The sequence below is a fragment of the Williamsia sp. 1135 genome, from assembly GCF_002095395.1.
GTDB lineage: Bacteria > Actinomycetota > Actinomycetes > Mycobacteriales > Mycobacteriaceae > Williamsia.
On sequence record NZ_MJEI01000078.1, the window covers coordinates 38726 to 63129 of the forward strand.

General features: G+C 62.5%; 22 protein-coding genes and 1 pseudogene. 13 read left to right on the plus strand and 10 right to left on the minus strand.

Annotation, left to right across the window (positions count from 1 at the left end):
* Window positions 1-4: 4 nt before the first annotated feature.
* The 3 genes from BFL43_RS07980 to BFL43_RS28870 form a co-directional block, all read right to left on the minus strand.
* Complete coding sequence (locus BFL43_RS07980; RefSeq protein WP_084892041.1) at window positions 5-571, minus strand: YdcF family protein; 567 nt, start codon at window positions 569-571, stop codon at window positions 5-7.
* Between the two features lie 49 nt (window positions 572-620).
* Complete coding sequence (locus BFL43_RS07985) at window positions 621-1667, minus strand: alpha/beta hydrolase family protein (RefSeq protein ID WP_084892042.1); 1047 nt, start codon at window positions 1665-1667, stop codon at window positions 621-623.
* Between the two features lie 221 nt (window positions 1668-1888).
* A complete protein-coding gene (locus tag BFL43_RS28870) occupies window positions 1889-2044 on the minus strand; it encodes a hypothetical protein (RefSeq protein ID WP_168176567.1) in 156 nt (51 codons plus the stop codon).
* 339 nt (window positions 2045-2383) lie between these two features.
* On the opposite strand from BFL43_RS28870, the gene BFL43_RS07990 reads away from it, so the two are divergent.
* The 13 genes from BFL43_RS07990 to BFL43_RS08050 all read left to right on the plus strand — a co-directional run bounded on the left by BFL43_RS07990 (window position 2384) and on the right by BFL43_RS08050 (window position 18499).
* Window positions 2384-2614 (plus strand): hypothetical protein, encoded by a 231-nt coding sequence (locus BFL43_RS07990; RefSeq protein ID WP_084892043.1) that lies wholly within the window; start codon window positions 2384-2386, stop codon window positions 2612-2614.
* 248 nt (window positions 2615-2862) lie between these two features.
* A complete protein-coding gene (locus tag BFL43_RS07995) occupies window positions 2863-3501 on the plus strand; it encodes a hypothetical protein (RefSeq protein ID WP_084892044.1) in 639 nt (212 codons plus the stop codon).
* A 694-nt stretch (window positions 3502-4195) separates the two neighbouring features.
* On the plus strand, window positions 4196-5473 hold the full coding sequence (locus tag BFL43_RS08000; protein WP_084892045.1) for a nucleotide sugar dehydrogenase: 1278 nt from the start codon (window positions 4196-4198) through the stop codon (window positions 5471-5473).
* A 3-nt stretch (window positions 5474-5476) separates the two neighbouring features.
* Window positions 5477-6994 (plus strand): glycosyltransferase, encoded by a 1518-nt coding sequence (locus BFL43_RS08005; protein WP_084892046.1) that lies wholly within the window; start codon window positions 5477-5479, stop codon window positions 6992-6994.
* A gap of 100 nt (window positions 6995-7094) precedes the next feature.
* Window positions 7095-8717 (plus strand): polysaccharide deacetylase family protein, encoded by a 1623-nt coding sequence (locus BFL43_RS08010; protein ID WP_084892047.1) that lies wholly within the window; start codon window positions 7095-7097, stop codon window positions 8715-8717.
* Window positions 8717-9532: a hypothetical protein gene (locus tag BFL43_RS08015; RefSeq protein ID WP_143695181.1), complete on the plus strand. Its 816-nt coding sequence runs from the start codon at window positions 8717-8719 to the stop codon at window positions 9530-9532. The genes BFL43_RS08010 and BFL43_RS08015 overlap by 1 nt, the downstream gene beginning before the upstream one ends.
* A gap of 81 nt (window positions 9533-9613) precedes the next feature.
* Window positions 9614-10834, plus strand: coding sequence for a UPF0158 family protein (locus BFL43_RS08020; protein WP_240498132.1), 1221 nt, complete (start codon window positions 9614-9616; stop codon window positions 10832-10834).
* 1238 nt (window positions 10835-12072) lie between these two features.
* Window positions 12073-12552, plus strand: coding sequence for a hypothetical protein (locus tag BFL43_RS08025; RefSeq protein WP_240498133.1), 480 nt, complete (start codon window positions 12073-12075; stop codon window positions 12550-12552).
* Between the two features lie 47 nt (window positions 12553-12599).
* A complete protein-coding gene (locus BFL43_RS08030) occupies window positions 12600-12809 on the plus strand; it encodes a hypothetical protein (protein WP_084892051.1) in 210 nt (69 codons plus the stop codon).
* A 290-nt stretch (window positions 12810-13099) separates the two neighbouring features.
* Complete coding sequence (locus tag BFL43_RS08035; protein ID WP_240498134.1) at window positions 13100-14506, plus strand: DUF1254 domain-containing protein; 1407 nt, start codon at window positions 13100-13102, stop codon at window positions 14504-14506.
* A gap of 258 nt (window positions 14507-14764) precedes the next feature.
* Complete coding sequence (locus BFL43_RS08040; RefSeq protein ID WP_084892052.1) at window positions 14765-16387, plus strand: HNH endonuclease signature motif containing protein; 1623 nt, start codon at window positions 14765-14767, stop codon at window positions 16385-16387.
* 160 nt (window positions 16388-16547) lie between these two features.
* On the plus strand, window positions 16548-17861 hold the full coding sequence (locus BFL43_RS08045; RefSeq protein ID WP_084892053.1) for an EAL domain-containing protein: 1314 nt from the start codon (window positions 16548-16550) through the stop codon (window positions 17859-17861).
* A gap of 110 nt (window positions 17862-17971) precedes the next feature.
* Complete coding sequence (locus BFL43_RS08050; RefSeq protein WP_168176568.1) at window positions 17972-18499, plus strand: STAS domain-containing protein; 528 nt, start codon at window positions 17972-17974, stop codon at window positions 18497-18499.
* 131 nt (window positions 18500-18630) lie between these two features.
* Here BFL43_RS08050 and BFL43_RS08055 read toward each other — a convergent pair whose 3' ends face one another.
* The 7 genes and pseudogenes from BFL43_RS08055 to BFL43_RS28875 all read right to left on the minus strand — a co-directional run.
* Window positions 18631-20529 carry a signal peptidase I gene (locus BFL43_RS08055; protein ID WP_168176569.1) on the minus strand — a complete coding sequence of 633 codons (1899 nt, stop codon included), beginning with the start codon at window positions 20527-20529 and terminating at the stop codon, window positions 18631-18633.
* On the minus strand, window positions 20526-21164 hold the full coding sequence (locus tag BFL43_RS08060) for a SipW-dependent-type signal peptide-containing protein (protein WP_240498135.1): 639 nt from the start codon (window positions 21162-21164) through the stop codon (window positions 20526-20528). The genes BFL43_RS08055 and BFL43_RS08060 overlap by 4 nt, the downstream gene beginning before the upstream one ends.
* Window positions 21148-21756 carry a signal peptidase I gene (locus BFL43_RS08065; protein ID WP_084892056.1) on the minus strand — a complete coding sequence of 203 codons (609 nt, stop codon included), beginning with the start codon at window positions 21754-21756 and terminating at the stop codon, window positions 21148-21150. The genes BFL43_RS08060 and BFL43_RS08065 overlap by 17 nt, the downstream gene beginning before the upstream one ends.
* Window positions 21753-22283 carry a hypothetical protein gene (locus BFL43_RS08070; RefSeq protein ID WP_084892057.1) on the minus strand — a complete coding sequence of 177 codons (531 nt, stop codon included), beginning with the start codon at window positions 22281-22283 and terminating at the stop codon, window positions 21753-21755. The genes BFL43_RS08065 and BFL43_RS08070 overlap by 4 nt, the downstream gene beginning before the upstream one ends.
* Window positions 22284-22286: 3 nt before the next feature.
* Window positions 22287-22835 carry an alternate-type signal peptide domain-containing protein gene (locus BFL43_RS08075; protein WP_084892058.1) on the minus strand — a complete coding sequence of 183 codons (549 nt, stop codon included), beginning with the start codon at window positions 22833-22835 and terminating at the stop codon, window positions 22287-22289.
* Between the two features lie 478 nt (window positions 22836-23313).
* Window positions 23314-23958 carry a class F sortase gene (locus tag BFL43_RS08080; protein WP_084892066.1) on the minus strand — a complete coding sequence of 215 codons (645 nt, stop codon included), beginning with the start codon at window positions 23956-23958 and terminating at the stop codon, window positions 23314-23316.
* Window positions 23958-24404: pseudogene (locus BFL43_RS28875) on the minus strand (hypothetical protein); the annotation flags it as partial. The gene BFL43_RS08080 and the pseudogene BFL43_RS28875, both read right to left, overlap by 1 nt.

Consider the following 24404-nt stretch of genomic DNA (forward strand, 5'->3'; position numbering starts at 1 on the left):
ATTGCTACAGGAAACGATCGCAGCCCACCACCGCTGCCTTCACAAAGCCCACTACCTGGTAGGCATAAACGCTCTCCCACTTCGCCAGTGAGAAGTCATAGGCGCGCGGTACGCCAGTCATGGTCACCTTCCCCGTGAAGCACTCAGAGAAAACGAAGCGTGCCCGCAAGAGGTGATAGCGCCAGCTGATGACGATGACGTGGTCCCATTCGAACCGTTCTGCCATCTGCTGGGTGAAGATGGCCTCGCCACGGGTGGTTCCGGGTTGCGGCTTGAAGCAGACGACCTCTACTTCCGGGGTGGAGGCAGCGCATGCCTTCTTCATGACCTTGTCACCGGACCAATACGGATTCGACAGCAAGACTGTGTCTGCGTACCCCTGCGCGGCCAGGTCTAGGCCGTACGCTTCACGGCCGTCATGTTCACCTCCGAGGACCACAATCGCATCTGCCCTGGTCACCGGATCCATATCGCCTTTGGTGAACAGCAGGTAGCCCGAAACCCCCAGCGCCACAGGTAGAACGACCAAACCCACGCACATTGCAATCAACAATCTGCGGATCCACTTCATTGGTACCGATCGTAAACCCGGCCGGACTCATCCGCTGACTACGCGAGCATCAGCTCAGGCCCAGCGACCTCGACAGCGTCGGCCACGACGCGTGGAAATCATCGTTCCAGTAGCTCCAGGCGTGGGTGCCCGTCAACCGGAAGTGCGTGGTCGGACGCATACCCAGGGCAGTCAAACGGATTGCGAAGGCGCGGGTGCACCCGTTGGTCACGGCCTCGATCGCGCCACCAGCGATGATCTGGTCCGCCAATTTGGCTATATCGCCGCCGATGTAGGAGTCGTTCAGTCGATCGTATTGGCCCGGCAGGCCGCTACCCGCCGACAAGAAGACTGCCGTGCCTCGCAGACGTTCGGCGTGAACCCATGGATCGTGTGCGGCCCATTCCGGATCGTTGGACGGCCCGTACATGTTTTCCGGGTTTCCCACCCCGACGTGGTTCATCGTGATCCGGATCAGCGCCTGCCCGACAGGATCGCTGACGTTGGCACACGCGCTGTAGGCAGCAACACCGTCATAGAGGCCAGGTTTTGCGATCGCTAACTGCAGGGCAGACGTTCCTACGCGTGACATCCCCGCCACCGCGTTCCGCCCGGTGGTTCCGAGCATGTTGTCGATGACCGGTGGGAGCTCCTTGGTCATGAACGTCTCCCACTTGGCGACACCCACATCGGGATCGGGACTCTTCCAGTCCGTCCAGTAGGCGTTGACACCACCCGCCGGCGACACGATGTTGACGTGAGCATCGTCGAGGTACTGGGCGATGTCAGTGTCGGCATACCTGGCGCCACCATCGAGCAAATAGAGAACGGGCGCAGGGGTCGACGTATCCTTAGGACCCCGAATATGCACAGGTACCGAGCGGCTCATCGCACTCGAGTACACCTGCACCACAGATTCTCGTCCCGTTCCCACCGCAGCCCGGTTCAATATCGATCGATCCCGCTGAGCCAACTGTTGATCCCAGTATCCGATGTCGCCGCTGGAGGTGGCGCTCGAGTCGGGTGCGACCGGTGCGGCGCCCACCGTTGGCGCGCCCACAACGACGCAAGCGGCGGCCAACGCCGCACAGATAGCTGTACGGATGAATTTCTTCATACTCCCCGACTCTTCGATCGACCCTCAGTGGACGTCTCGAATGATTGTCCGCCACTGCGACCAGATTCGCATATCGGGGTAGCCGCCATTCAGCACGCGCGCGTGCAGTCAAGATGGTTGTGCAACAACATCATGCAGTGACTGATACGTAAAACCTCGGCGTCGTCGTCCGTTCGTATGAACCTCAGAGAGGCCCCGGCACTCAAGTGCAGTTTCGATTGTCAGCGAAGAAGACGGAGATTCGGCTCTCGACTTTGCCGGCGGAGCGCAACCGCTTCGTCCTCGAGATCGGCGTGGCTGATCACCCGTCCGATGACCATTGCAACCACCATCGCCACGAGTACCCAGAGAACGGCACCAATAGCGATCCACCACATGTCATTCAGTATGGACAGAAAAGGACATCAAACAGCCTCGAAAGGATTACGTGTCGGTCACATGATTGATTAATTGTGCGCAGCTTCCAGCAAGAGATCTAACACACCTGCCAATGCAACGACCGTCAGAGCAGACGTCGGGAATGACCCGGACTGGACGCCCGCGCCTCACACGGGTCGAAGTCAGCGCGTGAGGTGCGGCCATTTTCTGCAGGTTCATCGCCGCTCGCGGAAATCACAATGCCTTGAATTCGGACATTCCCCGTCAATTTATGACCGTAACAATCAATTCTTAGATCTGGCTATCTTTTCCAGTTCTCAATGGTCATAATTCTGCAAATGTGGTGGTTGAGCGGCATCGGGGCCGTCGTCTGGATACTGGTGTCTGTTGCTGTCGCGTTGGCAATCGGCCGGATGGTCAAGCGCGCTGATGTGCGAGAGCAGATCCATGCCGAAGCGCCTTCAGTCATCGCATTATCGAGCAACTTCAATCGCGAAAATGATTCCCTCTCAGCAGAATTGCGTGAATCCGCCGCTCCTGTGGACATCCCGCAGTCGCTGCGTGCCTGACGTCGTCGGCAACAAGGGCCACGCCGGTCTTCCCACCAGACGGCGCCGCTCGCCTAGTTAGTGCGAGTAAGAAATTCATGCATCCATCCCCAGACGTTGTTGTGGCTCATTAAAATGATCGGTCACCCCTTCCCGAATTATCGACGCGTTTAGCAGTATCTAGCCTTGGGCAGACTGCCTTTGATTAGAATTTCTATGCGCCGAGATACGTGCGCCGTAACCCGACTTATCCTCTTGGGGGGCCTCGAATGGGTGAAACGACGACCACGTTCATGCACACAGCCCGCCGGGTCTCGGGTATCCCACCCGAGCTCCTCGGCGTCGACCCCGAGGAGGGCGACCCCGTCGTCCGGGCGGTCCAGCAGCAACAGGCTGACGCCCTGTCTGCCGCGTTGTGGGTTGCTTCCTCCTACGTGATGGATGGGCTCTTCGAAGACCTTGCAGGCAGGTCCATGGCCGATCCCGGAGTGTCGCTGACCACCGACGGAACCATCCTGCCCTTCCTACCCAGACGTTTCGCGCACGAATATGACTTTCGATTCATACAGAAGCTGATAGTCGCGGCAGCCGACCTGTTCGCCCGACTGACCCGAGAGTGGTCACCACCGGACTGCGTAGCCCAAGAGCTGCTCATTCGCGTGCTGTTCGATCACGTCCAGTTCTACAAAGACACCTATGGCCTCGACCTGGCGGACGACTGGCGGTCCACGCTCGCCCGGGAATTGCTTGCAGGCGCCGATCACGACCACCTCTATGGGCCCGACGCGTGCAACGCCGACCCAAGCCACTACAGCGGAACCGCCGCCACACTCGACAACTGGTTCAAGCCATTCGACGGCAAACGCTTGCCGCCGTACGTCGAGACACTCGAATCTCCCGAGCGCTGATAGCCCAACTGAACCTGCCCTTTCGGGCACTTCTGATCGTCTATGTCATTGCTGGGCACCGGCACTGATGCGTTACCCCTCGGTCGAAACCATGCCGTCTCAGATAGTGGGAACGGCCTGCGCACAGCCATCCTTGGCGTCCATTCGATGACTGAGTTCTCAGCGAACGAAAGTCAACTAACTAGAACCGGAGTGCAGAACCTGTGGCGGGTCGACGGTCAACTGAGGGCCGGCGCGCCGACACTATGAGCTATCGGCGACCGTGACGGTCATAAGTTCGCTTACGTCTCTCCAAAATGACCGGCAACGGGGGTGTCGACCCCGGAATTGCGAATTGTCTGCAACTTCATCACCATTCTTATTTCAATGAGCGGTGCGTCAAATAGAAAACTCCTGGATTTCAGAGACCGTGTGAACTCAGCCGGGCCCGTCCGTGGGCCCAACGTATGAATCAACGGCAATTCTCTTCTCGAGCGGGGTTTTTCGCCTGTTTCGAGTACAGTTTGCGACGGATCTAAGCAGGAAGTCGCGTAAAACTGCGCGAACATCAGCTGCGCGGAGTCACCGTCGGTACTGATCTGGACGACATTTTTTCTCGAACGTTCAGTCAGATCGAAAACTCCGTCACCGGATTGCATCGCTCTGAGCGACGCCCTGCCCCGAATAGATCCGTGGCGATTTCGGAAGGCAAGTAATGAACCGTTCGGGCGATGCTGTGGTTGCGGTAGTCGGATTGGGATATGTCGGCGTGCCGACGGCAATGTCGTTGGTGGCCGCCGGCCACCGAGTGATCGGCTTCGACGTCGCCATCGAACGCCTCACCAATATCGCCGAAGCGAACATCGACCTTCCACCGGCCGATCTCACCAGGCTGCGTACCGACCTGGCTTCGGGACTTCTCGAACTCACCCTCGATGCGAACCGGATCAGTGAGGCCGACACCGTCATCGTGTGCGTGCCCACTCCCGTGGACGAGAGCCAGGCGCCGGATCTCACGGCCCTACACTCGGCCTGCAACACCGTGGTCGCCCAGGTCAGGGGTGGTCAGAGCATCATCCTGACGTCGACGACCTACGTCGGGTGCACCCGTGAACTGCTGGTGGGTCCGTTGACAGACCGCGGCTTCGTGGTGGGCCAGGATGTGTTTGTCGCCTTCTCACCTGAGCGCATCGACCCTGGTGTCAGCGGTCACTCCCCCACCGCCACCCCGCGCGTGGTCGGCGGCGTCACCCCCTCATGTACCCATCACGCCGCAGGAACCCTGGCCGCCACTGCTGCCGAGCTGCACGAAGTGTCCTCGCCCGAGGTCGCCGAGATGGCGAAGCTGCTCGAAAACACCTTCCGGGCCGTCAACATCGCCTTCGCCAACGAGTTCGCGGAGGTCGCCGAGTCGATGGGGCTACCGATCACCGAGATCATCGACGCCGCGGCGACGAAGCCGTATGGCTTCATGCGGTTCACCCCGGGGCCCGGCGTCGGCGGGCACTGCATCCCCTGCGATCCCCACTACCTGCTGTGGCAGTTGCGGCGTACCCGGGGCAGCGCCCCGATCACCGAAGCGGCGATGGCCGGCATCGTGCAACGCCCGTCGACGATCGTGAGCAAGATCCGTGGCAGGCTCGCCGATGCGGGTCGGCCGATGGCCGGCTCCCGCGTGCACATCGTCGGTGTTGCCTACAAGCCCGGCGTCGCCGACGTGCGTGAGTCTCCTGCTTTGGAGATCATCACCGACCTGACTCGCGCAGGGGCCGTGGTCACCTACTCGGACGCCTACGTCCCTGCCATCACCATTGACGGCAGGCGGGTTCCGACCTCGTCGAGCGAAGCCGCCGAGTCGGCAGACCTGATCCTCGTGCACACCGTCCATCCGGGTGAGACCGATTGGTGGACCTCAGATCAGGACACCGGGCGGCCGCAGGTGCTGGACATGACCTTTCGTTCCGAGTCCCGTCTCATCCCGGATATGCACTGACAGATGGTAATTCACCACTCGGCTCGGTCATCGCGGACCGAGTCGGTACCGACATGGACGCCGCCCACGGGGTCAGCTGCGCAGATAGATGCAGACAAGTGGGGCGCGCCGCGTCGGCGACGTCGATGGTTCGACAACTGGGACCCACACGTCCGCAGAGCCGCCAAGTTCCTCATTGCGGTACTCGCGCTGACACCGCTGTTCGCGCTGCTGGCCCGACAGTTCCCAGAGATCGTCTTCGATCCGTGGATCATGTTGTACGGGTTCGCGGTGTTGTCGTCGACCATCTACGCCTTCGTCCTCGCCTACGCACGGTACGAAGATCCGGCCGAGTCACGACATTCCAACCACATTGCGCCCCTGAGTTTTCCGCCCCTGCAGGCAGTGCCGACCGTGAGTTTCCTCGTGGCGATCAAAGACGAACGCGACGTGATCGAGCGGTGCGTGCGGTCGATGGTCGAGTCGGACTATCCTGGCCTCGAGGTGATCGTCGTCGACGACGCCTCTACCGATGGCACCACCGATGGCACCACCGAGATCCTGAGACACCTCACCACCGAGCTGAACTTCACGCTGATCGAACTCGCGCGCAACGTCGGGAAGAAGAACGCGTTGGTTCGCGGCGCCGAGGTCGCCACGGGTGAGGTGATCGCATTCACCGACTCCGACTGCGTCCTGGCACCGGACGCGGTGCGCCGCTGCGTCGCCGCCCTGGTGTCCGAGGCGGACCTGGGTGCGGTGTCGGGACATGCGCGCGCCCTCAACGCCGACTCCACCCTGCTGACGAAGATCCAGGACACCTGGTACGAGGGATCGTTCCGCGTCGTCAAGGCCGCCGAAGCCTCCGTCGGGTCGGTGACCTGCGTGTCCGGGCCGCTGGCGGTGTTCCGCCGCGACGCCATCTGGAACTACTTGCCGGCGTGGGCCAATGACCGCTTTCTCGGCGGCGAGTTCAAGTTCGCCACCGACCGCCAACTCACCGGATACGTCCTGGGCCAGAAGTGGCGGGGCCGGGCGCTCAAAGACCAGTACCCCGAGTCCCCCTTTGTCGCCGCGGTCGACTACCCCGAGCGTAAGTGGCGGGTCGGCTACGTGCGGTCGGCCAAGGTGTGGACCGTGGTGCCCGAGTCACCCCGCGCGTTCTTCAAGCAACAGGTGCGCTGGAAGAAGAGCTTCATCCGCAACCTGTGCTTCTCCGGAACGTTCATGTGGCGCAGAGGGCTTCAGCCGTCCGTCCTCTATTACGGGCACGCTGTCTGGGTCGCGGCTGCGCCACTGATGGCGATCCGGCACATGATCTGGGCACCCGTCAACGGACTGTGGCTCCTGACCGCCCTCTACCTGGGCGGCATCTTCATCAAGGGCTGCGCCTGGGCCGTCGCGTTCGCTGTCGACAACCCCAACTCGACCCGGTGGCGTTACCGGCCGCTGATGGGGCTCATCTCCACACTCTGTCTGTCCTGGCTGCTCCCCTACTCATTGCTCACGATTCGGCGCAACATCTGGTCGAGGTCACTGTGAATCTGAAGTCCAGGAAGCTCCTGCGCGCACTGTTCAGCGTCGCGTTCATCGCGTTGGCCGTCGTGGTCTACATCTTTGTGCTCAGCCGAGGAACGCTGATATGAGGCTGCTCGAACGAGATCGCGCCGCGACCGCGCAAGCGAACATCACCCGGTCACGCGGAGCGGCGTTGATGCCCGAGCTCGGACCAGCCACCCGCCGCGGGCATGTCGGGCACCGGTTCACAGCGCTCATCGTCCGCGTTATGGCGATCGCTGTCGTGATGTCACTCGTCGCCTCGGCAGTCGGTATCTGGTGGTGGCAGAAGTACATCGGCTTCCGCGAAGACACCGCGGCGCCCACCTTCACCTCCGAAGACACCGCCTTGTACGCAGGGTGGGCCGCCGAGAACACCGGCCGTCTCGGAGCAGGATTCGGCGCGGCTCCCCTGGTGCTGACCTACCACGACATAAGCACCGACCCCGACGCGGGCGAGTACGTCATCACGCCGGAAGCCTTTGCCGCGCAGATGAAGATGCTCCACACCGCCGGCTACCGCACCTTGACCGGCAAACAGTACGCCGACTACCTGTTGGGGGCCTCCACCCCACCGGAGCAATCAGTGGTGATCACCTTCGACGACGGCACCTCCGGCCTCTACAAGTACGCCGACACCATCCTCGACGACTACGGCTTCAGCGCCGTCAGCTTCCTGATCACATCATCGGTGGGCACTCGGCAGCCGTACTACCTGACCTGGCAACAGATCAACCGGATGCATGACTCCGGACGCTGGTCCTTCCAATCCCATACCGACGATCTGCACTACCGCACCACCGAGAACGGGCAACTACTCCCGACCATGGCCGCCCACGAGACAGTCAACGGCCAGGTCGAAGACGACGCACAGTTCCGCGAACGCATGCTCCTCGACGTCGAGGCGTCCGAACGCAAGTTCGCTGCTCACGACCTTCCTGCACCTCAACTATTCTCCTATCCGTTCTCGGCTCCGAGCTCGCGCATCAGCAATTCTGCCGTCGAGATCTCGTCGCAGGTCATCCGCGATCACTATGCCGCCGCCTTCACCAATCAGAGCCACGCGATCGCGCCGGCACCGGTCTCCGCCGAACAGGTCACCCCGCTCGAGCGGCTGGAGATCAAGCGCGGGGACACCGAGCGCCAACTGTTCGACCGCATGCGCGGAGCCCAGACCCTGCCCGTCACCGCGATGGACCCCGTTGCCGTCGACAGCAGCTGGCTCGAACCCGGACGCTACTTCCGAGGTCCTGTCGATGACGGTGAATTGGCCTCGGGCATCGTTCGATTCGACGCGGACACCCTGACCTACACCGAGGCGCTGTGGGCAGCACAACGCACCGACCAGTGGACGAACTACACGCTGACCGGTACCGCCATCGACATCCGCCGCGGCATGTCCACGGGGTTGCGGGTGCGCACCGGCTCCGGTACCGATCAATCGGTGCGGCTGATGGTCAGTCGGGACCGCGCCACCGTCACCGACAGCGCCAACCGAACACTGGCCGGCACGGTGCTCCGCGACAGTGCCACCCACCGCGTCAAGGTCACGGTGTCGCCGCAGGAGACCAGGATCTGGGTGGACGGCGCGGTGGTGGCCACGGTGCCCTCTCGCGACGGACGCGGTGGCTTCAGCGTGATCGGCAGCAGGACCGCGGCGGCGCAACCGTTCCCGGCGTGGACGGATCTGCAGATAGAACCCCGCTGATGCCGCAGCACCTGTCTCGACGACGAGCGTTGGGCCTGGGGCTAGGGGCCATCGCGGCCGGGGGTCTCGTCGCATGCGGTGGAGGTCAACGATCACCTGCCGACACACGCTGGGTGCCGAAGTTCGCTGCGGGACGAGGCCTGGTGACCAATGAGTACGCACTCCGCCGATCCGAAGCAGACGGCGCGGTCACGTCACCGGACTGGACCGTGACCAGCGGGTCACTGTTCCACGACGGCGGGTGCGGATGGAGCGGCCCGATAGACGGCAATTCACCGGACTCGGGCTCGTCGAAAGCGACCGGGTCGGCAGTTCTGAGAGCTCTGTCCCAACGCGACGACTTCGCCCGCTTTTCGATGAGCTGCGAGCTGTGGGCAGACGAGCCGACCGAGACCGAGCGGACCCCGGAGCAGGATTACGACGGTGTTCATTTCCTGTTCGGGTACCGCTCACCCGACGACCTGTACGCAGTGACGCTGGTCCGGCGTTCGGGAACGATCGTCTGGAAGCGCAAGGCTCCCCGGGGCACCGGCGCGGGTGTGTACCGCACCATCGCCACGGCACCGCTTCCGGCGGCGACACGCACGTGGTCGCACTTCACAGCGGACGTGGGCATCGACAACAACTCGGTGTCTCTGGCGGTCCGTCAGGATGGCGAACTCGTCCTCGGTGCAATCGATATCGGTGCACGGCAGTCGCCGCCCCAACTACGGCCCGGGCGAGTTGGCTGGCGCGGAGACAATACCGAGTTCTGGTTTCGGAGTTTGTCGGTCGCGCCTACCGAGACTGCCGCCGCGAAGCCATCGGCCGAGTAGGCCACTTCATTACCGCAGTCTCGGCGCATCGAAAGCGCGCCCCTATGCCATCGTGGAGAAGTGGCACGCACATGGTTATCGGTGACAGTAGAGCTGCTCGGCGGGCGAGGCGACGAGTTATGGCCCCGGCCGGGCCGAACCTTCGCCGTCGGGCCGGCGCACACCTTCCTTGACTTCGCGACTGCCGTCAACGACGCCTTCGCGAGATGGGACCGGTCTCACTCGTCGATGTTCGTCCTCGCCGACGGTCGAATGGTCACCGACGTGCACATGGCCGCAGAGATGTCCGGTTCCATCCATGGACCCATCACCGAACCCCTCGACATCGCATCGGCGAAAGTGGCCGCAATCCTCAAGCCCGGCGACGAATTCCAATTCACCTTCGATTTGGGCGATGACTGGGTCCACCACTGCGCGATCGGTGCCGACAAGGTGGATCCGGTGCAGGTGCTCGGCATCAAACCGCCCAAGCCCCTGCCCTACTGGGGGTGGGGCGACATCCCGGACCAGTACGGGCGCCGGTGGGCCGACGACGACCGGCAAGGCGCGGCTCCGGCGAGGCCCGACCAGCCACACCCAATGCTGCAGGGGCGCTGGCCCGGGCGCGGTCAGGTGCCGGCACTCGACCGAACCGAACTCCGCGCCGCCATCGCGACGGCAGACTCCGCCCGGTTCCTCGCGGTGGTCACCGGGCATGACATCGACGACGCCCTGCAGCAGATCGGCACCGGGATCGCGATGGCACTGCAGCAACGCCGTAAACAAGCCGAGCCGGTGGCACTGTCTATACTCAACCGCCTCACCAGCCGCGCGAGCGCCGGTGATGCGGTCCTGGCCGACGACATTCTCGCCCACCTGCGGGGCGTGCCGCTGGCAGGACGCGTCCTGCCGATCGACCTCGACATGCTCGGCGACGCGCTCGAGGGCGCTCTCGTCGAGTCGAGCGGTGGGTACGTCGACCTGATCACAGGCGAGGTGTACGACGGCAGCGCCACCGACGCGGACGTGGTTGGGGACGACATGGCCATCAACGTCGAAGAAGATCCCGACCGGTGGCTCTGGTTCGACCGCGCGGACTCACAGAGCGGCTGGCGCGACATGGCCACTTTCACCGAGCGGCAGCATGATGAGAACGTTCGCGAGCGCCTCGAGCGTGCGATCGAGGGCAAGGGCGCCTTTAGCAGATTTCGCGACGTCGTTTACGGAGAAGGCCTCGGCGACCGGTGGAACGCCTTCTCCACGGACCGTCGTATAGGCCGTGCCCGTGAATTTCTGGCGGACAACGGCATCCGCGTGGGCTGAGCCGGCTTCCAGTAGATCGCGGGTGGTCCACGCAACGGGGCATAAGTAGCCGCACGGGCTAATCGCGGCATTCACCGAGTACGGCAACCATCCAGCGAGCACCTCGACGATCAGCGCCCAGCCCTGCGACCGGCGGCGGGACACTTCGGACGTTACGCCCCCTCAGAGAGGACACACACAGTTTTGGTTTCTAGGTATGCCAGTCACGCCTGAACGCGAATGACTTGGTCGCCCGGGCTGCGAAGCTCCGGGAGACCAGGTCAACGATCCAAAACCCCCGAGTGCTTTTATCGGGAACTGTTCGGTTACGACCCAAATGTCTCGATGACGAATGCGATGATCTTGAGGATGTCCAAACTGAATACTGAGGTCATAGAGTCTTACTCCTTCAAATGTCAACACACTTATCTATGATAAGAGTTGAGTACGGAATAAAGCATCGTGCCAATTCAGCATATAGAGGCCCAAGACAACAGATGCGGTGAATTCGAATTAATTATTCGAATTCACCGCATTTCCTGCGATAACTGGTAGCAATTCTTTCATCGAGACGGGCGAGTCGACCGCTTCGAAATCAGCGGAGCCTAGTGAAAACCGGTTTAACGACTCTTCAGATCACTGGACTCCGGCGACGAAAAAGAGCAAGAGGTCCATCGCCCAGGGAGTGGTGTTCAAGAAGCCATCGATAGCGGCGTCAATCGTGGTGTATGTCGACATTGAAGTCTCCCTCTGGTTCGTGTGTGGCCGCCGGCGTTGGGTGCAGGCGTAAGCGAGCGCTACGGCACATGCTCGCACGCTCGCCGCGTTGCATTCTGCCTGGGCCCGGCGAACCTTGCAGGCCGGGGTTGGCACTCATGTGCGGTGACCGCCCACCAGAGGGTGGTCAATCAAGGGTGGTGCCGCCCAGAGTGTCCGGGCGGCACCACCGAATGGATAGGGATCAGTCACCTGGTGGCGACTGGACTACTGAGTTGCATACCCCGGCACGACCATCTGACCGGGCGCAACGAAGCACAAGCTACGTCGATAGGCACCTCCCTCATCGTCCTGGCCCCGCCACCTGGATGGCGCGACCACATCGCTGTGGGAAATGTTCTAGCACCCACTCGTGCCGCTCGCAAGACCCTCGGCGTGAGTTTTTCGACTCAATGGTGCTCAGACACAGCACGACTGATCTCTCGGGCCACGTTGGCCGGCCACCGAGCGCTGATCGGGTCCGAAACACGCATACTGAACCGGTGAACATTCTTGTGGTGTGCACCGGCAACATCTGCCGGTCGCCGATTGCCCAGCGCATGCTCGAACAGCGGAGCAGCGCGCTCGGATTGGGCTGGACCGTCTCCAGTGCCGGCACCCGCGCCATGAACGGCCACGACATGCACCCCGAGAGCGCCCGAGCACTGCGGGCTCTAGGCCTCGACCCGCTCCCCTTCGCGTCCCGCTTTCTGACCCCGCCCCTCATTGCCGACAGCGACCTGGTCCTATGCCTGGCCCGCGACCATCGGGCCGCAGCCCGCCAGTTGGCACCGATCCGCTGGCGCACGATCATCACCCTCCGCGAAGCCGGCCTCGACCCTGCCGTCAGTGCCGACCGCAACGCTGCATCCCTGGACATCGCCGATCCCCTGGGCAAACCGGCGGCAGAGTTCGACAGGGCCGCGGCCGAGATCGCCGAAGCAATCGATGCGGCGATCCCCGTGATCAGCGGAGGGCTGTAATCGCGGCATGCCGCATCAGGGCTTCTCGACTCGGCAATACTGAGGCGATGACGGATCACTCGCATGGCACGCCCGAAACCCTGAGCGACGACGAACTCGTGGAGCACATAAAAGACCTACGGGCACGCGTACAAGCGGCGTTAGTCAGCACCACGCCCGAAGGCGACCAACTCGAGCACAATGACAGTCGAGACGAACTCGACCACGCGAACGTGGTCGCCCGCAATCGCAATATCGACGTCCCGCCCGGACGGTAGTCGTGCACCGCACTACGAACTATGCGCGGTGGAACTTCTGGCTGGGTCGTCTGTTCTGCCGGGGTGCCATGGGGGGCTTGAGTCAGAGCTGAGGTTCCGCCGTTCTGGAGAACGCTTCTCGCCCTCAGAGAGGGCCACCACCATCATAAGACGAGTTAGGTCTGCGCCCTACATCACCACCAGCAAACCAGCTCCGCAGCCGCCGGCTCATACAAAGAAGGTGATGTTGTTGCCCGACGTCTCTGACAGGCTCGCGAGGGTAGTGATCCCTCCAGGAGATGAGATGAGTCATGGCGAGTGAAGCAACGAAGGTTCCCGGATTGACAAGGGAGGAACTGGCGGCTGAGGTTGACCATGTCTCCACTTCCGACTTCTTGTCGACGCCGTTGGGCGACTTCGAGTTCTTCGACGGCGTGCCCGAACGTGCTTCGGTTCAACCCATCTTCGACGGGCTCGATCTGGTGCGCGGGATCACCGCGTTCCTCGACACGGTCCCGGGTGCATCTCTGGTCGCTATGCGACGCGGCCTGCGTGCGGCGGGTGTCGATTCACCCGGGAAGATCGGCTACACCGACCCTAGGTGCACATCCGATCCGATTTTCCTCACACCGAACACCGAGACAACCTACGGTGTCACGTTTCTCGACCTGAAGGCGTGGGGGCCCACTGCCGTTGAGGTGCCGCCGCAATCGCTGTGCGTCGTCGATGACTTCTGGTTCCGGTACGTTGCGGACATGGGCATCGCGGGCCCGGACGAGGGCGCGGGCGGCAAGTATCTGTTCCTGCCCCCGGACTATGACGGTGAGCATCCCGGCGGCTATTACAACTACCAGAGCCCGACGTACTCGAACTTCGTTGTGATCCGGGCGCTCGGCGGTGTTTCCGCCATCAAGCAGTCCCGGATCTACCGTCTCAGTGAGGCTGCCGCCGCCCCGGAGAACACATTCATCAACGTCGCCGAACTACCGATCAATACCGTTCACTCCAACGACTTCACCTTTTTCGAAGAGATCGCCCAACTTGTCGCCGAGGAACCCGCCGCCGCGCTGGACCCTGAACGCGCCGGTACCCTGGCCGCGCTCGGCATCGTGCACGACAAGCCCTTCGCACCCGACGAACGCTTACGCGGTGTCCTTGACAATGCGGCTCGCACCGGCGCAGCGATGGCGCGCGCCATTCTCTACACACCCCGTGACCCCGAAACGTTCCGCTGGGAAGGGTCGTCGTGGAAGAACGCGTTCGTCGGCGGCAGCTACGAGTTCCTTAACGGCGGTGCACGCAATCTTAATGCCCGCACTCTGTTTCACTATGCGGCAACAGTGATCACCCCGGCGATGGCGCACGCCCAGGTCGGTGCCGGTTCCGCATACATCTACACGGCAGAAGATGCAGACGGTGCGCTCCTTGACGGCGCCGCGACCTACTCACTGAAAATCCCCACCAACCCGCCGGCGAAGAACTTCTGGGCGGTCGACGTCTACGACACCCAAACCCGGTCATTGTTGCAGTCGGCGACCTACCCAGCGGTGGCAAGCCAGTCGCCAGAACTCCAGATGGACGAGGACGGCTCGTGCGTGCTCTGGTTCGGCCCGACCGCACCGAAGGTAGCGAGGGCAACTGGATCGCGACCCTGCCGGGTAAGTCGTGGTGGCCGGTGCTGCGTCTGTACGGCCCGCTCGAGCCGTGGTTCGACATGACATGGCGTCTGCCGGAAATCGTGCGCGAGAATCACTGACCACATCGCATCGCGCCGTGCATGGACCTCGATCGTGCGCTGCCGGGCAGTATCCGACGGCCGGCCTCCTGGAGGTGGGAACGAACCAGCGGAAGCCATTGACCGAGGCCGCCTATTCTCGAGCCGCGAAGCGGACGCTTGATGACCGCTCATGCCGCCGCTCACAGTCGGTTGACCTGCATCGATCTGATTGTCAGAGGCGTCTGCCATACTCGAACACATGAGCGAACAGGGCGCCCTTATCGACGCCATCCAGCATATGGATGCCGCCGAGTTGGTCGTTGCGCGCGAAGCGATCTCACAGCGCCTGACTCAGGTGTCGCTGACGACGTTGTCGGACGAGCAAGTGGTCGAGACCGCTCAGGTGGTCGAGACCGGGCGGCGCCGCGAGGACGCACTCTCGGTGCGGTGGGCGCTTGAACTACGCGAGCGTGGTGTCGCGGCCAAGCGCGGGTTGAAGCCGGGTAAGTACCTGTCATCTCTGTTGCGGCTCAACGTCGATCACGCCGGCGCACGCTACAAAGCCGCCGAGCGGATCGGCTACCGCCGGGAGCTCTCCGGTGACCTGCTCCCGGCTCCTTACCCGGCAACCGCTGCTGCGATGACCGACGGTGCCATCGAGTTTGCGCATTACCGAGTCATCCACAAGACCTTGAAGGCGCTTCCGGGAGTTCTACGAGTCCCAGAGGTGTGGTCGAAGGTCGAAGCTGATCTCGCAGCCTACGCACGCACCATGTCGCCTGAGGACCTGACCAAAGCTGCCCAACGACTGATCGCCTACCTCAACCCAGACGGCGAGTTCACCGACGACGCTGACCGTGCCCGCACACGAGCATTCAAGGTGTCAGGACCCGATTTTGATCACATGTCCGGAATCTCCGGCACCCTCACCCCGGCGACCCGGGCACTGTGGGATGTCGTGGCCGAGAAGTGGGCCCGGCCGGGAATGAACAATCCCGCTGACCCGGAATCCCCGAGCGGCGATGGCGATGTGGCCGACACCGACGCGCTCGCCGCCGCCGCTGAACGCGACGACCGCTCGCAAGAGCAACGCAACCACGACGCATTCCACCGGATGCTCGAGCACGCGGTGGGCTCGCGGGCCGTGGGCCAACACAGAGGGCAAGCCGCGAAGGTCGTGGTCACCATGACCCTGGACGAGCTGGAGAAAGAGACAGGGATCGCCACCACCGCTTCCGGCGGCACCCTTCCAGTCCGGGACGCGCTGGCGCTCGCCGGCTCCAGCCGAAAGTTCCTCGCACTTTTGGACAACGCGCATCGGCCGCTGTTTCTCGGTCGCGAAGCGCGATTGGCCTCCGCCGACCAACGCATCGCCCTCATCGCTGCCGAGCGCGGCTGCTCCCGCCCCGGATGCGACCAGCCCGCCACTCGCACGGCCGTGCACCATATGCGGGAATGGAAGAACGGCGGCTACACCGACATCACTGTCCTCACCCTGGTTTGCGACCCCGACCACGGACAGATACACGACGGCGAGCACGGCTGGATCACCGAGATCATCACCTCCGAAACCGGCCCACCCGGGTGGGTGGGTCGAGTCGGGTGGCGCCAACGCGGCACCGACGACCCCCTCACTCCCAACGACACCCACTTTCCTGAACGTCACTTCCAGGAGACCGTGGCTGCCCTGCGCGCAAAAGACGAAGCCGAAGAAGCACACGCCGCTTGGTTTCGACAGAGAGCCGAAGAAGAACTCTTCGAGGCGAACTGGCAGACCGAACATCCGGATTGGCACGCCGAGGAGCAACGATGGATTGCAGAACTCGAACAGTTACCCGATCCGGAACCACCGCCCAGCGACTGGTTCACTGACGCAGCCTGACCTGGCAGGATGCGACACCCGTGCGTGGCTCGGGGACAGCGGTCGGGCGCAGGCACAGCCATCACCCCAAAAGGAGCGTTGTGGCCCCATTCCTGTCAAGTATTCGGTAATACTCATACTTTCGGCAGACTCAACCCCTGAGACCCCGAGGAGTCTGGCCATGACCGATGAGGACCGCCGCGCACGCTCGGCGTCGCACTACACGCAGATGTCGCCAACGCCTGGGCTGACGGCGGTTGTGGAGCTGGCTGCTCAGGTCACGGGATGTCCGGTTGCCATGATCAACGTGATCGACGGCGCTTACCAATACACCATCGCCGCGCACGGAATCAGCGCCGGCTTGGTCGTGCCATTGCGCCTGTCTGGTTGCGCCAGCGTCGTCGCCGGGAATGCCCCGATAGTCATTGCCGACGCTGCCGACCGAACTGACGATTCCACGCTGATCACACTCATGCATGAGGTTGGGTTTCGCGCCTACGCGGGCATCCCACTGCTCGGACGCGAGGGCCTTCCGGTGGCCTCACTGTGTGTCATTGATCAAGATCCGCATTCCGAGCGGGCCATCGACGTCGCGGCGCTCGCGCGGTGCGCCATCCTTGCGGGAGATGCGCTCGATAGCGCTCGATCGCAAGGGGCCCACTTCGGAACCACCGGTTTGATCAATGCAGAGCCCCACGACAACGCAGTGTCGACGATCGAGATCGGCGTCCGCGAGGTGGCAACCGCGGTCGCCAACGACGAGATCGTGCCCTGGTATATGCCGATCATCGACCTGGAAACCGGCGACCTCACGGCAGTGGAAGCGTTGGCGAGGTGGCTCCACCCCACCCTCGGCGTCCTCCCGCCGGGCGCCTTTGTGCCGTTGATCGAGAACACCGACCTGATCATCGACTTCGATCTGGCCATGTTGGCGCGTGCGCTCGACGATCTGCGGCGGTGGCGAACCACTGACACCGATGCCGCCGATGTGAAGGTCGCCGTCAACATGTCTGCACACCACTTCTACCGCCCGGACTGCGCCGACCGTATCGACAAGGTGGCCACTGCCGCCGGCATCGCAGCGGAGTCCATCGTTCTCGAGATCACCGAGACCGTCGCAGTTCCAACCACAGCACTGATCAATTCCCGGGTCATCAACGACCTGCAAGAGCGCGGTTACATTGTGGTCTTCGACGACATCGGCGGACCCTGGCTGCCCGCCGAGCATCTGCTGTCGTTCGGAGTCAACGGGCTCAAGGCCGACCGCGCAGTCGGTTCGTCGCTACACACACCCACCGGCCGCGCCATTGCGCGGGCTCTGACCGCGTTGACCGACGAACTCGGCCAGTTCTTGGTCATCGAAGGCATCGAATCCGCCGAACAAGCGCATCACGCCCGTGTCATCGGCGCCCGCTTCGGACAAGGATTCTATTGGTCCGCTGCGCAACCCGCCCACGCCTTTTCCACCTTCCGTCTCATCGGAAGACCCGGTTGAACGCTCCCGGCAAAGCAGGATCCGATACTTCCCTGTGTTTGAACCGGTGATCACACAGTGACGCCCTGACCTGCAAAAAGGGTGAGTTGTTACCCTTCAGTAAGCATTCTGTGGCATCATTGAACCCGGTGCAGTCCGAGCCATTTTCTGACAGTCGTATCTTTTGTGACGACGGGTCAGCACAGTTGGTAGTCGAAGGGACAACCACCGTGCATACGCAACTCTCAGCTTTATTTCCTAACGACAACCTGCCTTACAAGGGCGCCCCGCTCAGCGTCATCACCTTGCAGCGACAGGGTACGACCATCCTCTCGGTAAACGGGGAGGTCGATCTTCTGACCGCGCCCCAGCTCACCGAAGCAGTGCTCACGGCGCTCCAGGCCGAATCACGTTGCCTGATAATCGACTTGACAGGTACGACGTTCTTGTCGTCAGCCGGCATGCAGGTTCTGATCGATGCCCAATCCGCAATGTCACCGAGTGGACACCTGGGCGTCGTCGCCAACGGTCCCGCCACAGCAGGGACCATGAAACTTGTAGGCCTGGACGGCATTCTGACCATCTCGGCCTCCGTCGACGCGGCGATCACGACGTACATCCACGCGGACCGCGACGACACTGAATCTCTGAGCGCTTGACCGTCGCGTCCGCCGCCTGACAAATCTGCTCCACTTCTGGCAATCTGCTCCACTTCCAGTGCGCTGGAAGTGGAGCACTTTTGCGTAAGTGGAGCAGATTGGCGCTGGCGAGGCCTTCACCACCGAACTACTCAGCTCGGTGTCGTCACCCACACTCCGGATTGGCGACTGATGGTGACCGAGCCCGTGGCGCCGGTCACCTCTAATTCATCTGAACCCGGGACCCACTGCAGACTGTCGTCAGCCGCCGCCGACACGCGGTAGGCCTCCATCCCGTCCGAGCTGCGGATGACCACTGCCGGGCCGGCCGAGGTCTGCATCAATTGCGCCGAGTAGTTGCCGGTTGAGGAGCTGAAGGCCACCGAGATTGGTTGCTCGGTTTGCTCAGTCGGCTCAGCGGGCGTCGACGACGTCGGTGTAGGACTGGTCGCCGTCGTTGTCGGGGTGGTCGGCGTGATAGTCGTGCTGACGGGCGGTGCGCCAGACGGTGAGGTACCGGCAGTAGTGGAACTTTGCGGCGGCGACGACGTGCTGCCGGCGCTGGGGCTCGCCGTCGTCGTGGGTGCGGCCGTGCGGGCACCTGGCGCGGGCACTACGCACGCCACGCCGTTTGCAGCACTGGCGGTCACCTGTCGGGACACGAACTCCGTCGACTGGGTGGTGTCGTTCACGCGGGTACGAACCTCAACAATCGCCCCCGTGCCGCTCAGATGTGAGGCCGTGAGTTCGCTGTAGGCAAGTGTCTTCGTCACCGCCTGTCCTGCGGGCGTACCGCCGGCCGTCAAGATATTCGACGTGTAGGCAATGCTCCCGGTGGTCGCGTCGCGCACTATGAAGCGGTAGGTGAACCCGGAAAGGTGTGGCCACGAGAACGTGGCAGTCTTCTGCGCAGCGTTCGTCAGGCACGTGATGGATGCCGGTGGCGGGATGTAGGCAGCGGCCCCAGATGTCTCCAGGCCTGACCGGCAATGAAGGTTGGTGGTGTACAAACTCTTGTAAACCCGATAACCACGCCAGCCCGCAGAAACAGCACCCCCGGGAAGCATCGTGTGAATCTCGGCATCGTAGTCCCACGAGACGATGTCAATCGGAAATCCGCTGGCGCCGAGAGTCGCCGACAGAGTTGAACCGATAGCAGCGGAGGGTCCGGGGTTGACATCGACGGTTCGCCACACATTGCCCGAGAGGTCGCGAAGGATGATCCGGTACTGGTACGGCGCACCGATGTGCTTCCAGTCGAGCGTCACCACAGTAGGACTCGTGAAGGTGCTGTTGGTGCACGTGACGTAGGTCAACCCGAAGAATGGGTCGTTCAACCGCGGGACGAAATCGTTGCGAGACGCAAACGACCCCGTGGTGGCTGAAGCTGAGTCAATATAGGCTGCTGCAGAGCCCTGGACACTGCCACCGACGACGGCCAATGCTGTTGTGAGTCCGACAATTACGAGGGACGATGCATTGCCTGCGAGGTGTTGCGGCTTGCGCGAGCGAGTCGGCGCGTCAGCCTCACCAGACCGTCGACGGCCGGCGGGAAAAATGACGAGCCACAGCAGCGCGACCACCGCCAGTCCGCCGAGAATTCTTGCGGCGGGGGTGTGAAGCCATGCGGCCACGTACCCGAGTCCATCGACGTGGAACACCACCCGCTCGGCCGCGGTGATCACATAGGACTGGGAGTCCGGAACGCTGTTGGCATCGCCTTGAAGGGTCAGTGCCGCAAAGTTTTCCGTGGTCGAGTCGACGGATACGACGCGGTGGGTGATGCGGATGCCCTGTTCGTTCGTGACGCTGATGACGTCGCCGGGTCGGATGTCGGTAGCCGGGACCGTATCTGCGATGGCCAGGGAGCCCGTCGGGATCGTCGGTTCCATGGACCCCGACTGAATGATCAACGGTGTGATGCCGAACAGCACAGCAACCGCTGCGGCAATGATGCACAGAAGGCCGGTCACGGCACCGATCGTCAGCGCTACCTCGCGGATGATGCGTGAGCGGTGGCGGATTGGGCGGCTGTTGCTGATGTCGGTCACGTTGTCGTCGCATTGAACGTCAGGGTTACCGACTGCAGAGTCTGAGATTGCACGCTCAGTGGCGTTGCCGGGACGAGCGTGACCACAAAGCAGAGGCTCTGCTTGTTCGTTCCCGCGGTCGTTCCCAGCGGTTGAGCCGCAGTGATGATCGGGACGGTAACCGCGGCCTGCAGCATTGCGGTTCCGAGTTGCGACCCGCTGCAACTCCCTGTGGCCAACCCGTTGGATGTGCCGTTTGTCGGTGCGCTACCGGCGAATACGGCCATTCGGAGGAAGTTGGTGAGCGCGGGACTTCCCGCGGCAGTGCGCGCTGTCATGGTGTAGATCAACGGGAGCGTCGACAGGGTGTTCTGTACTTCTAACGTCGCAGCCCTGCTGTCGCCGGGCAGCATGTTCGTCATGCTCAGGCCCGTCGCACCGCTGAACGTGTAACTCTTGACCCCGTTGACGCGAAGGTCGACTGTTCCAGTCTTGAAATCTCCGGACGTCGCAAGTGCGGAGTTGCTCCACAACGCCATCGTCCCGACAGCGCCGAGTCCCAGGACGATGCCCAGAGCCAGGATGGCACGCACTCGCACCCCGATCGACCCCATGAACACAGTTCGGACGGCGGCCCAGTCAGCGCTGGGCGCCATGATCCGAATCCTCTTTCACCTCTCGTACGTCTGCCGGTTCGCAGCGCATGCGCCGTCGATCCCGGATGCTTCCGCCCGTCATGAGGATCGCGTAGGAAAACAGCGCCGTGACAATCGCGCCGATGACCCAGGTGCGGTGTTGGCCGGTGACCCAGTTGTTGACGTATCCGAGGTAGGGGATGCTGTACCAGACCTCTCCTCGGATTTGCTCGACCACAACCGGTTTGGGGTCCGCGACGTCGTTGGCGTCGCCCTTCGTGGTGTAGGTGCGCTCCCCCAGAGTGTTCTGCGACGTGGCGACGATCCTGTGAGTTACCACCGCCGGCCGACCGGACTGTAGCTGATAGGTGATGGCGTCGCCGATCCGAAGGTCGTCGGCGTCGGCCGGTTTGACGATTATGAGCGTTCCGGGTGCGTACGTCGGTTGCATCGACCCGGTGAGCACGGTGAACCGCTCAGCACTGCCCGCGGCCGGGATGAGGAACGTGATCGCCAAGAGCGAGAGCATGGCGAACAGGAACGCCCACGACAGAACCGTGCGGACCCACCAGAGAAGTCCGGTGGACTCATCCGCTGAAACAGATACGGTCATAGCTGTTGATCCGCCCGAAAATTGAGGGTGACTTTGGTGGTCTTGTTCTGCAGAGCGCCGGCGCCGACAGTAGCGCGTAAACACCAGACTTCCGAAGTGTTTGCCTGCACCGTTCGTGCCGTCGACGGCGCCGGAAACACCGTCCACGGCCCGGCGACGACACTCGATGGACTACCAGTAGGCGGGCATCCCGCGATGCTGCTGACAATCGACGCACTGAGGGTCAGTGGTACTTCGCTCGTGGTGGGGACCACCGACTGGAGTCGGTATGCCGCCTTCGTGTCGCCGACCACCGAAATGGTCAGCGGGCGTTGAACCACCGAACCCGGGGCCAGACCGGCGCTCCCGAAGTCGTTCCAGGCGTAGTTCTGCGACTCACCGGCCAGGATTCTCAGCTGGCCCGAGGTGACAGTCGCGCTGCCGGTCTGTGCCTGATCGCGCCAGGAAGCACCTGTTTGTTCTGCGGACATCACGGCCAGCACGGTGATCGCGATGGCGGCTCCAGCGCCCTGCCAGCGCTTCTTCATGGCTCAGGGGTTGTCGTTCTGCTGCAGGGTCAGAGTGGTCGCGGAAAGGTTCACCGTCTGATTCTGCGCAGTAAGACCCTCAGTGGCCGGGTCGAATGTCATCGTCACGTTGACCGTGATGGGTTGCGACGCTTCGGTAGGAGCGATCTGTACCCCGGTGGGGCCGCTGGGGAGATCTACCCCGTTGGCGGTCGCGGTGACTGACGCATCGAGAGCCAATCGCAGGTCCTCGTCGCCGGTGACCGCACCAATATTGGCCGACAGGGTGGCCGTGAGGTTGTCACCGGTCGCATTGACCGCGGTGAGGCACCTGTACGAGACAACGTCACCTGGGACGATGCGGAACGCAGCAATACTCGCGATGGTGGTGTCGTTGTTCACATCGGTCCAAGTGCCTCCGCCGGTGCAATCGTCCAGTGACAGTTCGCCCGAGCTGATCGAGCCCCCGGGAGAGGTGGCGCTGTCATTCCAGAATGCCAAACTACCGAGCCCACCCAAAAGAAGAACAGCTCCTGCGCCGGCGGCCACTGCTGCTTTGGTTTGCTTTTTCATCGGGTTCTCAATTCTTCTCGCCGTGCAGGGGTTACATCACCATATAGCCGACTAGAACAAATTCGTTACAGACGGAATCGTTTCTGGGAGTGAAATACCACATGGTGGTGGAAATATTTTGGTAACCCACGCCTTGCCTTGCCTCGAATTCGGCAAGTCAAAGTTCGCGACCGGCGATGACAGAAAAACATGCTGTGTGCCACACATTATGGCACACAGCATGTTCGACCAACCAGAACTCCTGAGATGACTACCTCAGACGGGTACGCTTACGCCGCGAACATCTCGAAAACGAACGCAATTATCTCAAGAATGTTCAGACTGAATACTGAGGTCATGTACTCCTACTTTCGATTGCGTCGACCTCTGGGCAGATCGACGATTTGAATTCGAGCCGAAAACGGCAGACAATTTCAATCTTGCCCGCCCTCACCATACATAGATTTCGCGGCTTCAATGCGGCAACTCGAATAATCGGTCAGCCCGTACCCACCAATTTCGCAAATGCCACGATGTTGTCGTCGTAGCTGTTGGCGGTTTCATCGAAGGCACCGCCGCAGGTGACCAGGCGCAGGCCCGCGTAGTCGAGTGTGCCGTAGACCAGGTCCGTCGGGAACTCGTCTTTGGGGAACGCCCTTACGTCAGTGACCTCGAACTGCGCGATACTGCCGTCCTGCCGCGTCACGGCGATCTCAGCGCCTGGCTTCAAGTTGCGAAGTTCGTAGAAGACCCCGGGCGAACCGGCCCAGTCGACGTGACCGGCGATGACGGACGGCCCCTTCTCGCCGGGTGTGGGCGCTCCGGTGTACCAACCTGCAGGGAATCCTGCCTCCGGAACCTGCAGGGCGCCTTCGGCATCGAGTCCCAGGTCCATCAGCGACGAGTCCACGCCAATGGAGGGGATCTCGATCCGACTCGGTACCGACTTCGTCAGTCCCGCATTGCTGACAGCCGGGTCGACAGCCAGTTCCGAGATCGGCACCCCGCCGACATCCGAAGCCACATCGTCGGCGCATCCGCTCACCGAGAATGTCAGCGCCACCAGGATGGCGACAGCGACGGCCGACACACGACCGGCGAGTCGCCGGCCGTACTTCCTTGGGCCTGAAGCCGGCGCGCTCATCAGCGTGTCCAAGCGGTGCACGTTGTCACGTATCCGAGTTGGCGGAGCCACCGCGGATCGAGTATCGGGCCCGCGACCACGCTGCCGTCACCGGTGTCGATGGAACCGCGCGGCACAGTAGGAACCTGATTGCCTGGTGACGGCGCCTCCGGCGTGATGGCCGGCCCCGAATCAGGTGCCGGTTGTGTTGTGCCCGGCAGCCCTGGGATGGACGGCAGACCCGGAATGCTCGGCAGCGACGGGAGTCCGGGAATGGACGGCAATGTCAGAGTCGGCATCAGTGTTTCGTTCGTCGTCGTTTCGGTTGGCAGCGTCTCGTCGGTCGTGGTTGTCTCGTCGGTCGTAGTCGTCTCGTCGGTCGTAGTCGTCTCGTCCGTCGTAGTCGTCTCGTCGGTCGTAGTCGTCTCGTCGGTCGTAGTCGTCTCGTCGGTCGTAGTCGTCTCGTC

What these genes read in the sequence shown, in the direction of transcription:
- BFL43_RS07980 (WP_084892041.1), bottom strand. Translation starts at nt 571, where the DNA reads ATGAAGTGGATCCGCAGATTGTTGATTGCAATGTGCGTGGGTTTGGTC.
- BFL43_RS07985 (WP_084892042.1), bottom strand. Translation starts at nt 1,667, where the DNA reads ATGAAGAAATTCATCCGTACAGCTATCTGTGCGGCGTTGGCCGCCGCT.
- BFL43_RS28870 (WP_168176567.1), bottom strand. Translation starts at nt 2,044, where the DNA reads ATGTGGTGGATCGCTATTGGTGCCGTTCTCTGGGTACTCGTGGCGATG.
- BFL43_RS07990 (WP_084892043.1), top strand. Translation starts at nt 2,384, where the DNA reads ATGTGGTGGTTGAGCGGCATCGGGGCCGTCGTCTGGATACTGGTGTCT.
- BFL43_RS07995 (WP_084892044.1), top strand. Translation starts at nt 2,863, where the DNA reads ATGGGTGAAACGACGACCACGTTCATGCACACAGCCCGCCGGGTCTCG.
- BFL43_RS08000 (WP_084892045.1), top strand. Translation starts at nt 4,196, where the DNA reads ATGAACCGTTCGGGCGATGCTGTGGTTGCGGTAGTCGGATTGGGATAT.
- BFL43_RS08005 (WP_084892046.1), top strand. Translation starts at nt 5,477, where the DNA reads ATGGTAATTCACCACTCGGCTCGGTCATCGCGGACCGAGTCGGTACCG.
- BFL43_RS08010 (WP_084892047.1), top strand. Translation starts at nt 7,095, where the DNA reads ATGAGGCTGCTCGAACGAGATCGCGCCGCGACCGCGCAAGCGAACATC.
- BFL43_RS08015 (WP_143695181.1), top strand. Translation starts at nt 8,717, where the DNA reads ATGCCGCAGCACCTGTCTCGACGACGAGCGTTGGGCCTGGGGCTAGGG.
- BFL43_RS08030 (WP_084892051.1), top strand. Translation starts at nt 12,600, where the DNA reads ATGACGGATCACTCGCATGGCACGCCCGAAACCCTGAGCGACGACGAA.
- BFL43_RS08035 (WP_240498134.1), top strand. Translation starts at nt 13,100, where the DNA reads ATGGCGAGTGAAGCAACGAAGGTTCCCGGATTGACAAGGGAGGAACTG.
- BFL43_RS08040 (WP_084892052.1), top strand. Translation starts at nt 14,765, where the DNA reads ATGAGCGAACAGGGCGCCCTTATCGACGCCATCCAGCATATGGATGCC.
- BFL43_RS08045 (WP_084892053.1), top strand. Translation starts at nt 16,548, where the DNA reads ATGACCGATGAGGACCGCCGCGCACGCTCGGCGTCGCACTACACGCAG.
- BFL43_RS08060 (WP_240498135.1), bottom strand. Translation starts at nt 21,164, where the DNA reads ATGGCGCCCAGCGCTGACTGGGCCGCCGTCCGAACTGTGTTCATGGGG.
- BFL43_RS08065 (WP_084892056.1), bottom strand. Translation starts at nt 21,756, where the DNA reads ATGACCGTATCTGTTTCAGCGGATGAGTCCACCGGACTTCTCTGGTGG.
- BFL43_RS08070 (WP_084892057.1), bottom strand. Translation starts at nt 22,283, where the DNA reads ATGAAGAAGCGCTGGCAGGGCGCTGGAGCCGCCATCGCGATCACCGTG.
- BFL43_RS08075 (WP_084892058.1), bottom strand. Translation starts at nt 22,835, where the DNA reads ATGAAAAAGCAAACCAAAGCAGCAGTGGCCGCCGGCGCAGGAGCTGTT.
- BFL43_RS08080 (WP_084892066.1), bottom strand. Translation starts at nt 23,958, where the DNA reads ATGAGCGCGCCGGCTTCAGGCCCAAGGAAGTACGGCCGGCGACTCGCC.